6 protein-coding genes, 8 tRNA genes and 2 rRNA genes (1 of these 16 cut by a window edge) are annotated in these 13,692 nt (G+C 42.7%); 15 read left to right on the forward strand and 1 reads right to left on the reverse strand.

Going from position 1 to position 13,692, the window contains the following annotated elements:
• From N4597_RS01275 to N4597_RS01345, 15 genes are all read left to right on the forward strand, one after another.
• Positions 1 to 103: ribosomal RNA gene (locus N4597_RS01275) — 23S ribosomal RNA — on the forward strand (it extends 2,815 nt beyond the left edge of the window).
• A gap of 85 nt (positions 104 to 188) precedes the next feature.
• Positions 189 to 305: ribosomal RNA gene (gene rrf, locus N4597_RS01280) — 5S ribosomal RNA — on the forward strand.
• A 5-nt stretch (positions 306 to 310) separates the two neighbouring features.
• Positions 311 to 383, forward strand: a tRNA-Val gene (locus tag N4597_RS01285).
• Between the two features lie 4 nt (positions 384 to 387).
• Positions 388 to 460, forward strand: a tRNA-Lys gene (locus N4597_RS01290).
• A gap of 53 nt (positions 461 to 513) precedes the next feature.
• A tRNA-Thr gene (locus N4597_RS01295) sits at positions 514 to 586 on the forward strand.
• 3 nt (positions 587 to 589) lie between these two features.
• Positions 590 to 661 (forward strand) — tRNA-Gly (locus N4597_RS01300).
• Between the two features lie 10 nt (positions 662 to 671).
• Positions 672 to 757: transfer RNA gene (locus N4597_RS01305), tRNA-Leu, on the forward strand.
• Between the two features lie 17 nt (positions 758 to 774).
• Positions 775 to 848, forward strand: a tRNA-Arg gene (locus tag N4597_RS01310).
• Positions 849 to 859: 11 nt separating this feature from the next.
• Positions 860 to 933, forward strand: a tRNA-Pro gene (locus tag N4597_RS01315).
• Positions 934 to 1,017: 84 nt separating this feature from the next.
• A tRNA-Pro gene (locus N4597_RS01320) sits at positions 1,018 to 1,091 on the forward strand.
• A gap of 107 nt (positions 1,092 to 1,198) precedes the next feature.
• On the forward strand, positions 1,199 to 1,666 hold the full coding sequence (locus tag N4597_RS01325) for a CtsR family transcriptional regulator (RefSeq protein WP_170091252.1): 468 nt from the start codon (positions 1,199 to 1,201) through the stop codon (positions 1,664 to 1,666).
• 22 nt (positions 1,667 to 1,688) lie between these two features.
• Positions 1,689 to 4,160 carry an ATP-dependent Clp protease ATP-binding subunit gene (locus tag N4597_RS01330; protein WP_172577597.1) on the forward strand — a complete coding sequence of 824 codons (2,472 nt, stop codon included), beginning with the start codon at positions 1,689 to 1,691 and terminating at the stop codon, positions 4,158 to 4,160.
• A gap of 290 nt (positions 4,161 to 4,450) precedes the next feature.
• Positions 4,451 to 8,035, forward strand: a complete 3,585-nt coding sequence (gene rpoB / locus N4597_RS01335; RefSeq protein ID WP_260904243.1) for a DNA-directed RNA polymerase subunit beta — start codon at positions 4,451 to 4,453, stop codon at positions 8,033 to 8,035.
• Between the two features lie 39 nt (positions 8,036 to 8,074).
• Positions 8,075 to 11,734, forward strand: a complete 3,660-nt coding sequence (gene rpoC / locus N4597_RS01340) for a DNA-directed RNA polymerase subunit beta' (protein ID WP_089144513.1) — start codon at positions 8,075 to 8,077, stop codon at positions 11,732 to 11,734.
• A gap of 155 nt (positions 11,735 to 11,889) precedes the next feature.
• Positions 11,890 to 12,789, forward strand: coding sequence for a GrpB family protein (locus tag N4597_RS01345; RefSeq protein WP_260904247.1), 900 nt, complete (start codon positions 11,890 to 11,892; stop codon positions 12,787 to 12,789).
• A gap of 129 nt (positions 12,790 to 12,918) precedes the next feature.
• On the opposite strand, the gene N4597_RS01350 is transcribed toward N4597_RS01345, so the two are convergent.
• Positions 12,919 to 13,596, reverse strand: a complete 678-nt coding sequence (locus N4597_RS01350; RefSeq protein WP_260904248.1) for a prepilin peptidase — start codon at positions 13,594 to 13,596, stop codon at positions 12,919 to 12,921.
• Positions 13,597 to 13,692: the final 96 nt, after the last annotated feature.

Raw genomic sequence — 13,692 nt, forward strand, 5'->3', positions numbered from 1 at the left:
AAGGAAGTAAGACCCCTGAGAGATGATCAGGTAGATAGGATGGAAGTGGAAGTGCGGTGACGTATGAAGCGGACCATTACTAATCGGTCGAGGACTTAACCAAGTAAAAAAACGTAAGTTTTTTCGGAAAGTTCAAAGGAAAAGAATAAAATCTAGTTTTGAGAGAACAAGTTCTCTTAAAAAAATAGTGCGGTGACGATGGCATGAAGGCTACACCTGTTCCCATTCCGAACACAGAAGTTAAGCTTCATAGCGCCGAGAGTAGTTGGAGGAACGCCTCCTGTGAGGGTAGGACGTTGCCGTGCGATTTGGAGGATTAGCTCAGTTGGGAGAGCGTCTGCCTTACAAGCAGAGGGTCACAGGTTCGAGCCCTGTATCCTCCATCTTGAGTCGTTAGCTCAGTTGGTAGAGCATCTGACTTTTAATCAGAGGGTCGACAGTTCGAGCCTGTCACGACTCATAGTCATAGCTCTTATGAGATTTATGATGACTCAATAATCACCATAATGGTATGCCGACTTAGCTCAGTTGGTAGAGCATCTGATTTGTAATCAGAGGGTCGGGCGTTCGAATCGTCTAGTCGGCATATGCGGAAGTAGTTCAGTGGTAGAACATCACCTTGCCAAGGTGGGGGTCGCGGGTTCGAATCCCGTCTTCCGCTCTTACATTATGCCGGGGTGGCGGAACTGGCAGACGCACAGGACTTAAAATCCTGCGGTGAGTGATCACCGTACCGGTTCGATTCCGGTCCTCGGCATTTTGTTTTTTATATATGCACCCATAGCGCAACTGGATAGAGTGTCTGACTACGAATCAGAAGGTTGTAGGTTCGACTCCTACTGGGTGCATTTTTTTATTTCGGGAAGTAGCTCAGCTTGGTAGAGCACCTGGTTTGGGACCAGGGGGTCGCAGGTTCGAATCCTGTCTTCCCGATTTTTTATTGCCTTAAAGGATTTTCATGAATTTACTTCGTGGAAGTCCTTTTTTGTTATATTGGTGTATAATAACTAATATAGACGGGAAATAGCTCAGCTTGGTAGAGCGCCACGTTCGGGACGTGGAAGTCGCAGGTTCAAATCCTGTTTTCCCGATAATCAGGGTCTTAAGAGTACCGGGATGTGACTCAATTTTTTGCATTTTATAGACGCTATTGTTTATAATAAAAGTCAACAATAGTCAAACAAAGGAAGGTCTTTTTATGCAGAGTCGCAATATTTCTGATATTATCGAACAGTATTTAAAGGATATTTTAGCGGATTCTCAGCAAATTGAAATTAAGCGTTCCGAAGTAGCAGAGTTATTCAACTGCGTACCTTCACAGATAAACTACGTAATTAAGACGCGTTTTACGATTCCTAATGGTTACTTAGTTCAAAGTAAGCGAGGGGGTGGTGGCTACATCAGAATCGCCAAAGTTAATTTGATAGATGATACAGATATTCTTGATGAATTAACCGCTTATATTGGTACTAGTATCAATGCCAGCCGGGGCTTACAGGTAGTCCAAAGCCTCTATGAAGAAAAACTAATCAGTAGACGCGAGGCTAATTTGATTTTAGCAACCATTGAACGGTCGACTTTAGCTTTTGCTGATAAAAAATTAGAAGATGCAGTTCGCGCTAGAATTTTGGTTGGAATTTTAGAACGATTAAGATGCGCTGATTAATCTAAAGAAAGAAGGGATTATGATGGACGAACTATATACTCCGAGTGCTAACCGCGTCCTGATACTCGCCCAAGAACAGGCGAACTACTTTAAGCATCAAGCAATTGGGACAGAGCACCTCTTATTAGCACTGTCCCTCGAAGAAAATGGTATCGCCAATAAGGTTTTACGGCAAAATGTTATCACAGCAACCGATATTCGAGAAGAAATTGAACGGCTTACGGGCTATGGTAACTTAAGAAGACAGGCGCCTGATAATTACTTGCCATATTCGCCTAAGGCTAAGGCTGTATTAGAAAAGGCCAAAAACGAAGCAAGTATTCTAAATGCCGCTAAGGTAGGGACAGAACACATCCTTTTAGCCTTATTAGACGATGAAACGATTGTTTCTTCACGGATTTTAGCTAGTTTAAATGTTGATGTAAAAAGGATTAAGCAGTCCATTTATCATCAATTAGGGGTTAGTCCTGTCCAAGTTCGGAAAGCTACCCGGGCTAACAACATGAAAAACCAAGAAAAAACTCCAACTTTAGATGAATTAGCTAGGGACTTAACGGCGATGGCTGCCAATCAAGAGGTAGATCCAGTTGTTGGTAGGGACCAAGAAATTAAACGAGTTATTCAAGTGTTGAGTAGGCGGACTAAAAATAATCCAGTTTTACTTGGTGAACCTGGGGTTGGTAAGACCGCCGTGGCTGAAGGCTTAGCTCAAAAGATTGTGTTAGAACAAGTTCCAGATAACCTTTTGACCAAGCGGATTATGATGTTAGATATGGGTTCGTTGGTAGCCGGGACAAAGTTTAGGGGTGAGTTTGAAGACCGCCTTAAGAAGATTCTAGACGAAATCTACCAAGATGGGAATGTGATTTTATTTATTGATGAACTGCATACCTTAATTGGGGCCGGTGGTGCCGAGGGCGCAATTGATGCTTCCAATATTTTGAAACCAGCGTTAGCTCGCGGCGAAGTTCAAGTGATTGGGGCAACAACTTTAGATGAATATCAAAAGTATGTCGAATCAGATGCGGCCTTAGAACGACGCTTTGCCCGCGTCAACGTCGAAGAACCAACTAAGAAAGTTACGTTGGAAATTTTAACGGGGCTTAGACCACGGTATGAAAAGTTTCATAAGGTAAAATTGACCGACGAAGCGTTAAAAGCGGCGGTCGATTATAGTAGCCGTTATATCACCAACCGTTTCTTGCCAGATAAGGCGATTGATTTAATGGACGAATCGGCTGCCCGGGTTAGAATTGCTCATTCTGAAAAGAAGAGCAAACTTTCAGAAAGCAAGTTAAAACTAGACGAACTTTCCCATGCTAAAGATGAAGCTTTGCTGCGTGAAGACTTCGAAGAAGCTGCTAAGCTGCGGAACCAAGAGCTAAAATTGCGGCAAAAATTGGCAGAGATGAAGCGGCGTGAGGAAGAAAAAGCTAAGAAGTTAGAATTTAATATTAAAGTTACTGCGCAAGACGTGGCCGGGGTAGTTGCTGATTGGACCGGAGTGCCAGTAACTCAGATGACCAAGACTGAAAGTGAGCGCCTGATTAACTTGGAAAAGGTTCTTCACGAACGAGTGGTGGGACAAGCAGAGGCTGTCAGCGCTGTAGCTAAGGCAATTAGGCGGGCACGCAGTGGTTTAAGTGACCCAGGTCGTCCAATTGGTTCCTTCATGTTCTTAGGCCCAACTGGTGTGGGGAAGACAGAGTTAGCCAAGGCCTTAGCACAAGCAATGTTTGGCGACGAAGATTCAATGATTAGGATTGATATGAGTGAATACATGGAGAAATACTCCACTAGTCGCCTAGTCGGTTCTCCTCCAGGTTACGTTGGTTATGATGAAGGTGGCCAGTTAACGGAAAAGGTTAGAAATAAACCTTATTCCGTAGTGCTTTTAGACGAGGTTGAAAAGGCACACCCAGATGTGTTTAACATTTTATTACAAGTCCTAGACGATGGTTACTTGACTGACTCGAAGGGAAGACGGGTAGATTTTAGAAACACCATCATTATTATGACCTCTAACTTAGGGGCAACTGCCTTAAGGGATGATAAGGCAGTTGGTTTTGGGGTAGCTAAACCGAGCGATGAGTACGCGGCAATGTCGGCTAAGATTCGCGAAGCTTTAAAGAAGAGTTTCAGACCGGAATTCCTAAACCGAATTGATGAGATTGTCATCTTCCATTCTCTAGTTAAAGAGGAATTACATGAAATCGTTAAGAAGATGGCTAAGCAAATCGTGGACCGGTTAGCACAAAAAGATGTGAAATTAAAAATTACGCCGGCTGCTATTGATGTTATCGCTAAGGCGGGCTTTGATCCCGAATATGGTGCTAGACCAATTAGACGAGCCTTACAAAATAAGGTTGAAGATAAATTGAGTGATGCACTCTTGATGGGCCAAATTGTTCAAGGTGCTACCGTAACCTTGGGAGCTTCGAAGGGTAAGATAACGTTAAATGTTAAGGAAGCTAGCCCGGTTTCAACTAAATAGGATTAGTTTGAAAAAGACTTTCATTTTTTGATGAAAGTCTTTTTTTGTATTGACAAAAATCTTATTAGTGGCTATAATTATTAGATGCAAAAACTGTGAATTTAGATACTTATTATGATCTATTGTCCATAATAAGTGAATGAAGAAGCAAAAATAGTGAAGGGAAGCTAAGGCTACTGACTCTGTTTTTGGTTTTTTTTTGCCAAAATTCACTGAAAATTTGCGTGAAATTGTATTTGTAACATAAATGTAATATTTTCAGTCGTAAATTCGCAGAAATATTTTGAGAGGTGAACAACTTGGCAGGACACTTAGTAAAATACGGTAAGCACCGTGTACGTAGAAGTTATTCTCGCATTAAAGAAGTGCTCGATTTACCTAACTTGATTGAAATTCAAACTGACTCCTACAAATGGTTCTTAGATGAAGGTTTACGGGAAATGTTTGATGATATCATGCCTATCGAGGATTTCCAAGGTAACTTATCACTTGAATTTGTTGATTATCAATTATTAGAACCTAAGTATACAGTTGATGAAGCACGGGAACACGATGCAAACTACTCAGCACCATTGCATGTGACTCTACGTTTAATCAACCATGAAACAGACGAAATTAAATCTCAAGACGTCTTCTTTGGTGATTTCCCATTAATGACTAAGCAAGGGACATTTATTATCAACGGGGCAGAACGTGTTATTGTTTCCCAATTAGTTCGTTCACCAGGGGTTTATTTCAACTCTGAATTAGATAAGAATGGTCGGGAAAACTTTGGCACGACTGTTATTCCTAACCGGGGTGCTTGGTTAGAATATGAAACAGATGCTAAAAACGTGGCTTACGTTCGAATTGACCGGACCCGGAAGATTCCTTTGACCGAATTAGTTCGGGCTTTAGGGTATGAAACAGATAGCGACATCGTTCAAATCTTAGGGACTGAAAGCGACAGCTTAAACCTAACTTTGGAAAAGGATGTTCATAAAAATACTGAGGATTCCCGGGTAGAAGAAGCATTAAAGGACATCTACGAACGCTTACGTCCGGGTGAACCTAAGACTGCTGATTCATCACGGAGTTTATTAACAGCTCGTTTCTTTGATCCAAAACGTTATGACTTAGCACCAGTTGGTCGTTATAAGATTAACAAGAAGTTGGATTTAAAGACCCGGTTATTGAACCAACGGTTAGCAGAAACCTTAGTTGATCCTGAAACAGGGGAAATTATCGTTGCTAAAGATGAAGTAATTGATAAGCGCGTAATGGAAAAATTAGCTCCATACTTGGCTCGTGATGACTTCAAGATGGTTACATTCACCCCATCATCTGAAGGGGTTGTCCAAGAAGATATGACTTTACAAATCATCAAGGTTTACTCACAAGTAGACCCTGAACGAGTTGTAAACATGATTGGCAATGGTAACATCTCCATTGACTTTAAACACATTACCCCAGCAGATATCTTGGCATCAATGAACTACTTCTTTAACTTACAAGAAGGTATTGGTTCAACTGATGATATTGACCACTTGGGTAACCGGCGGATTCGTTCAGTTGGTGAATTACTGCAAAACCAATTCAGAATCGGTTTATCTCGGATGGAACGTGTTGTTCGTGAAAGAATGTCAATTCAAGATACAGCTACGGTAACCCCACAACAGTTAATCAACATTCGGCCAGTGGTAGCATCAATCAAAGAATTCTTTGGTTCTTCCCAGTTATCACAGTTCATGGATCAAACTAACCCATTGGGTGAATTGACCCACAAACGTCGTCTGTCAGCCTTAGGGCCTGGTGGTTTGACTCGTGACCGGGCTGGTTACGAAGTGCGGGACGTGCACTATACTCACTATGGCCGGATGTGTCCAATTGAAACCCCTGAAGGTCCTAACATCGGGTTGATTAACTCCTTGTCATCTTATGCACGGGTTAACCGTTACGGTTTCGTTGAATCTCCTTATCGGCGTGTTTCTTGGGAAACTCACAAGGTTACAGATAAGATTGATTATCTAACTGCCGATGAAGAAGATAACTACATCGTAGCCCAAGCCAACTCACCATTAAACGATGATGGTTCATTCGTTGACGACGTGGTTATGGCTCGGCACAAGGATGAAAACATCGAAGTTTCAATTGACAAAGTTGACTACATGGACGTTTCTCCTAAGCAAGTAGTTGCTGTTGCGACAGCATGTATTCCATTCTTGGAAAACGATGACTCCAACCGGGCCTTGATGGGGGCCAACATGCAACGGCAAGCTGTTCCTTTGATTCAACCACATGCACCACTTGTTGGGACTGGGATTGAATATAAGGCTGCCCACGACTCTGGTGATGCTTTAATTTCAGAACATGCCGGGGTAGTTGAATACGTTGATGCTCGTGAGGTTCGGGTTCGCCGTGACGATGGTTCTTTAGACAAGTACAAATTGATGAAGTTCCGTCGTTCCAACGGTGGTAAGAACTACAACCAAACACCAATCGTTAGAGTAGGTGACCGAGTTGATGCTGACGAAGTATTAGCTGACGGTCCATCAATGGAACAAGGTGAATTAGCCTTAGGTCAAAACCCATTGATTGCCTTCATGACTTGGGATGGTTACAACTTCGAAGATGCGATTGCCATCAACGAACGCCTAGTTAAAGAAGATGTTTACACTTCAATTCACATTGAAGAACATGAATCAGAAGCGCGTGACACTAAGTTAGGGCCTGAAGAAATCACTCGTGAAATCCCTAACGTCGGTGAAGATGCTTTGAAGAACCTCGATGAATTTGGGATTATCCGTATTGGGGCAGAAGTAAAAGACGGCGATATCTTAGTTGGTAAGGTTACTCCTAAGGGAATGACTGAATTATCAGCTGAAGAACGGCTCTTGCACGCTATCTTCGGAGAAAAGGCACGTGAAGTACGTGATACTTCTCTACGGGTACCTCACGGTGGTGGCGGTATCGTCCAAGATGTTAAGATCTTTACCCGCGAAGCAGGCGACGAATTGTCACCAGGTGTTAACCAAATGGTGCGGGTATACATCGCCCAAAAGCGGAAGTTACAAGTTGGGGATAAGATGGCCGGTCGTCACGGTAACAAGGGGACTGTGTCCGTTGTTATTCCAGAAGAAGATATGCCATTTATGCCTGATGGTACTCCAATCGATATCATGCTTTCACCAATGGGTGTGCCTTCACGTATGAACATTGGGCAAGTATTAGACTTGCACTTAGGGATGGCTGCTCGTAAATTAGGCATCCACGTTGCTTCTCCTGTTTTTGATGGGGCTCGTGATGAAGATATTTGGGGTGCCTTAAAGGAAGCTGGGTTACCAAGCGATGGTAAGACTGTCCTATACGATGGTCGGACTGGTGAAGCCTTCGATAACCGGATTGCCGTTGGGGTTATGTACTACATGAAATTAGCCCACATGGTTGATGATAAGATTCACGCTCGTTCAATTGGACCTTACTCATTGGTTACTCAACAACCACTTGGTGGTAAGGCTCAATTTGGGGGCCAACGTTTCGGGGAAATGGAAGTTTGGGCCCTAGAAGCTTACGGGGCTGCTTACACCCTACAAGAAATCTTGACATACAAGTCTGATGACGTTGTCGGACGGGTTAAGACTTACGAAGCAATCGTTAAGGGTGAACAAATTCCACAACCTGGTGTGCCAGAATCATTCCGTGTGTTAGTTAAAGAATTACAAGCCTTAGGGTTAGATATGAAAGTACTTGACGCTGACAAGAATGAAATCGAACTTCGTGATAAAGAAGACGAAGATGAAGAAGACGGCAACAAGGAAAAGGTTCTTAACTTAAGTAAGATTGAAAAGGCTAAGGCTGAAGAAACAAAGACGGCTGAAGCACAAAACGAAAAGTAGTTAGTAACAGAGCAATTAATAATAAGGGAGGTCGGTCCTTTGATCGATGTCAATAAATTCGATAGTATGCAAATCGGCCTAGCTTCATCCGATAAGATTCGTTCATGGTCTTATGGGGAAGTTAGAAAACCAGAAACTATCAACTACCGTACATTGAAACCAGAAAAAGATGGGCTATTTGATGAAAGAATTTTCGGACCTACAAAAGATTGGGAATGTGCCTGTGGTAGGTATAAGCGGATTCGTTACAAGGGCTTAATCTGTGATAAATGTCATGTCGAAGTTACTCGCTCTAAAGTTCGGCGTGAACGGATGGGTCACATCGAATTGGCTGCACCTGTAACCCACATTTGGTATTTCAAAGGAATTCCTAGCCGCATGGGTCTTGTTTTAGATATGAGTCCTCGTGCGTTAGAAGAAGTAATCTACTTTGCTTCTTACGTGGTAACAGACCCAGGTGATACTCCATTAGAAAAGAAACAGCTAATGACTGAACGCGAATACCGTGAAAAGTCAGCTGAATATCCTGGTAAGTTCAAGGCTGCGATGGGGGCTGAAGCAATTCGGACTTTATTAAATGACGTTGACCTTGAAAAAGAATGTGCTGAATTAAAAGAAGAATTAAAGGAAGCTACTGGTCAAAAGCGGACTCGGGCAGTGCGGCGCTTAGACATCTTAGAAGCCTTCTTAAAATCAGGTAATGATCCTGCTTGGATGGTTATGGATGCAGTGCCAGTTATCCCACCTGATTTACGCCCAATGGTTCAATTAGAAGGGGGCCGCTTCGCTACTTCTGACTTGAACGACTTATACCGGCGGGTTATCAACAGAAACAATCGGTTACAACGTTTGTTAGACCTACACGCACCTGGAATTATCGTTCAAAACGAAAAGCGGATGTTGCAAGAAGCTGTCGATGCCTTAGTGGATAACGGTCGTCGTGGTCGTCCTGTTGTGGGACCAGGTAACCGCCCACTTAAGTCACTTTCTCACATGCTTAAAGGTAAGCAAGGTCGTTTCCGGCAAAACTTACTTGGGAAGCGGGTTGACTACTCTGGTCGTTCCGTTATCGACGTTGGTCCTAAGTTAAAACTTAGTCAAATGGGGATTCCTCACGAAATGGCGCTTGAATTGTTCAAACCATTCATGATGAAAGAATTAGTTCAACGTGAAATGGCCTCAAACATCAAGAACGCTAAGCGTAAGATTGACCGCCGTGACGATGATATCTGGGATGTTTTAGAAGAAGTTATCAAGGAACACCCAGTGCTTTTAAACCGGGCCCCTACGCTTCACCGTTTAGGGATCCAAGCCTTCGAACCAACTTTGGTTGATGGGAAAGCAATGCGGCTTCACCCACTTGCCTGCGAAGCTTATAACGCCGACTTTGATGGGGACCAAATGGCCATCCACGTTCCATTGTCAGCAGAAGCTCAAGCAGAAGCAAGGTTATTAATGTTAGCTGCCCACCACATCTTGGCTCCAAAAGATGGGAAGCCAATCATCTCACCATCTCAAGATATGACCATCGGTAACTACTACATTACAATTGAAGAAGCTAACCGTGAAGGCGAAGGGATGATCTTCAAGGATGTTAACGAAGTGCGGACTGCTTACCAAAACAACTACGTGCACTTGCACACTCGGATTGGTTTGCAAACTGATAGCTTAGTTAAGGCAGGTAAGCCATTTACTCAATGGCAAAAAGACCGGATTTTAGTAACTACCGCTGGTAAAGCCATCTTTAACGAAATCTTACCAGCTGATTTCCCTTACTTGAACGAACCAACAAGTGAAAACTTGACAGGTAAAGTTCCAGACAAGTATTTCTTAGAACCAGGTCAAGACATTCATGAATACTTGGCGCAAGCACCATTGGTAGGACCATTTAAGTCAGGCTTCTTATCCGATATCATTGCCCAAGTTTACAAGGACTACAAGGTGACAGCAACTGCTGAATTGCTTGACCGCATGAAAGACCTTGGTTACTATGAATCAACTAAGTCTGGGTTGACAGTGGGGATTGCCGACGTTACTGATCTTAAGGAAAAACCAGCTATCGTTGAACAAGCCCACAAAGAAGTTGCTAACGTTGCTAAGCAATTCCGGCGTGGTTTGATTACCGAAGACGAACGTTACAACAACGTTATTGCTATTTGGAACAAGGCTAAAGATGACATCCAAAACAAGCTGGTTGAAAACATGGACCCATCTAACCCAATCCAAATGATGAGTGATTCAGGTGCTCGTGGTAACATCTCCAACTTTACTCAGTTAGCCGGGATGCGTGGTTTGATGGCCGCTCCTAACGGTAAGACAATGGAACTTCCAGTTATCGCCAACTTCCGTGAAGGACTTTCTGTTTTGGAAATGTTTATTTCTACTCACGGGGCACGTAAAGGGATGACTGATACGGCCTTGAAGACTGCCGACTCTGGTTACTTGACTCGTCGTTTAGTTGATGTTGCTCAAGATGTTATCATTCGTGAAAAGGATTGTGGGACAGACCGTGGTTTGGATGTCACAGCTATCCGTGAAGGTAACGAAATGATTGAACCACTTTATGACCGGATTTTAGGTCGTTACACTATGAAGACCGTTAAGAATCCAGCTACTGGTGAAGTGATTGTTCCAGCTAACGTAATGATTGACGAAGAAATGGCACAAGCAGTTGTTGATGCTGGCGTTGAAATGGTAACTATTCGCTCAGCCTTCACTTGCAACACGCGTCACGGTGTCTGTGAACACTGCTATGGTCGGAACATGGCTACTGGTGACGAAGTTGAAGTTGGTGAAGCAGTCGGAACTGTAGCCGCCCAATCAATCGGTGAACCTGGTACTCAGTTAACTATGCGTACCTTCCACACTGGGGGGGTTGCCGGTGACGATATTACTCAAGGGCTTCCTCGTGTTCAAGAAATTTTTGAAGCACGTAACCCTAAAGGGCGGGCTCAAATCACCGAAGTTACAGGGATTGTTGAAACTATCGAAGAAAACCCAGCAGAACGGACTAAGGAAGTTACTGTTAAGGGTGAAACAGACACCCGGGTTTACAGCTTACCATTCACTTCTGTATTGAAGGTTAAGGAAGGCGACGCTGTTCACCGTGGGGATGCCTTGACTGTAGGTTCAATCGATCCTAAGGAATTGATTTTAGTTCGGGATGTCTTATCAACTGAAAACTACATCTTGCGCGAAGTTCAAAAAGTTTACCGGATGCAAGGGGTAGAAATCTCAGATAAGCACGTTGAAGTTATGGCCCGCCAAATGTTGCGGAAGGTTCGGATTATGGATCCAGGTGACACCGACATGCTTCCAGGAACATTGATGGATATCAGTGACTTTAAGGATCGCAACACCGATACTTTAATTAGCGGTGGTATCCCAGCAACTGCTCGGCCAGTGCTTCTTGGGATTACTAAGGCTTCCTTGGAAACAAACAGTTTCTTATCAGCTGCTTCCTTCCAAGAAACAACGCGGGTTCTTACTGACGCTGCAATTCGTGGCAAGAATGACCCATTAGTTGGTTTGAAGGAAAATGTTATCATCGGTAAGATTATTCCTGCCGGTACAGGGATGAAGAAGTACCGTGATATTCAACCTGAAGAAGTGGGAACTGTTTCTAAGAGTGTTTATTCCATTTCAGACGTGGAAAAATCCCTCAAGGAAAAAGCAGAGTCAACTAGCTCTGAAGACTAATAACTAGATAAAATGCGAAGTCAGAAGTGAAAGCTTTTGGCTTCGCATTTTTTATTTAGAAAACAGCTAGTGAATAAGTGAGTCTAATGTGATGGTACCCAGGGCTATAGTAGAGTGATATAATACAAAAAGTAAATCAGAGAGTGGGTGTGTATATGAGTCGACACGTCGTTGTAGTAGATTATAATCCAATTTGGAAGAAAAAATATGAACAAGAAGCATTGTTAATCAAAGAGATTTTTGCAGATAACTTGATTGCAATTTATCATATTGGAAGTACTTCTGTGGATGGGTTAGCAGCCAAACCTATTATTGACATTATGGTTGTCGTAAGAAGTCTTGCAAAGGTAGATAATATTGCAAAAGACCTTTTAAAAATAGGCTATGAGTATCTAGGTGAGTTTGGTATAGCGGGTAGACGTTACCTTTGCAAAGGTAAAGATGAACAAACACATCATATTCATATTTTTCAAGCAGACGATTGGGATAATATTAGTCGGCACCTTGCGTTTAGTAATTATTTGCGGACACACGCACAGGAACGAGCTGAGTATGCACAAATTAAAACTGAACTTGCACATCGATTTTCTGATGATATTGATAGTTATTTCGAGGGTAAAGAGAGTTTTGTACGTAATATAGAAACACGTGCTCTTTTCCAATTTGATGGGACCTGGGACAAGATGTATGTTGCCGCACGGAATGTACAATTTGATAGGAAAATTTCTTCGTTAGTTGAAGCGGGTGGGGTTTCCGCTGCAATTCTAACTTCGAAGGGGACTATCTATACCGGTGTTTGCATTGATACTGCTTGTTCTTTAGGAATGTGTGCAGAAAGAAATGCCATCGCAAACATGATTACTAGCGGTGAGAGTGCTATTCGGCGTGTTATGGCTATTGGCCGAAATGGTAAAGCTATTCCGCCTTGTGGTGCTTGCCGGGAATTGATGACACAATTAATGCCTGATAATTATCTCGGTATTGAAATTATGCTAGATTATGAGGAAAAACAGGTCGTTACATTAGGAGATATTACTCCCAACTGGTGGCTGTGAAGAAAACGCTAAATTATACCCTTGTCGTAGGCTACTAAGAGATAAAATGATTGCTGAGGTATACGTTCTTATGAATGTATGCCTTTTATTTTAAAATCTAAGTAAGGTATTGAGACTTTAGAGCGCCTTTTATACTAAAAAGTAGAGCAGTATAAAGCTAGCAGTAGTCAAAAAGGGGATAAAGGCAAGTGAAGTTGGGCGGTCTTTTTTTAGGCTAAAGTAACATAAAGCAAGACAGGAGGCTAAGCAAGTGGTAGCGAGTAGAAACTGTATGCCAAAACTAGCCCATAAAAAGCCAAGGTAAATTAAATCCCCACTGCCTAAAAGTTGCAGGTAGGTTGCACCTACTAAAATAACTAAGAAACACAAGCTACAGCCCGGTTCAAGTGGGGGCCAACTTAGTTTTTGAGTTAATAAGACTAGGCCACCGAGGTAAAGTTCAAACGCGGGGACGCTTTGCGTTAAGTAGTCGCTGAGGGCGAGCAGTAGACTCCAGGCACAAAAAATTGAAAGGCTAGCCCAAAGGTGTGGCGCTTTAGAAGCGAAAAGGCTGAGCATATATAGGCCAAAAGTAAGTTCAACCAATGTCGAGTGCAAGGAAATTTTGTGGTGGCAGTAGTAACAGCGTCCCCGTTGTAAGCAAAAACCTAAGATGGGAATTAGTTGCCAAAAGTTAAGGGGATGGTGGCAGTAATCACAGTAGGAACCAGGGTAAAAAATTGATTCGCTATGAGCATAGCGATAAGCATAGCAGCTAGAAAATGAAGCCCAAACGGTGGCGTAACAAAAAACAGCAAATAAATACATGAAAATCCCTCCCTATATATAGATATACGCAAAAAAAGTGAAATTAATCTTTTTTTGTCAAAAATAAAATTAAAGTAAAATCGGGCGTTGACTTTA

This window comes from Ligilactobacillus agilis, from assembly GCF_025311475.1.
Classification (GTDB): Bacteria; Bacillota; Bacilli; order Lactobacillales; family Lactobacillaceae; genus Ligilactobacillus; species Ligilactobacillus agilis.

Coding starts and splice junctions, on each gene's coding strand:
- N4597_RS01325 (WP_170091252.1), top strand. CDS start 1,199: ATGCAGAGTCGCAATATTTCTGATATTATCGAACAGTATTTAAAGGAT.
- N4597_RS01330 (WP_172577597.1), top strand. CDS start 1,689: ATGGACGAACTATATACTCCGAGTGCTAACCGCGTCCTGATACTCGCC.
- N4597_RS01345 (WP_260904247.1), top strand. CDS start 11,890: ATGAGTCGACACGTCGTTGTAGTAGATTATAATCCAATTTGGAAGAAA.
- N4597_RS01350 (WP_260904248.1), bottom strand. CDS start 13,596: ATGTATTTATTTGCTGTTTTTTGTTACGCCACCGTTTGGGCTTCATTT.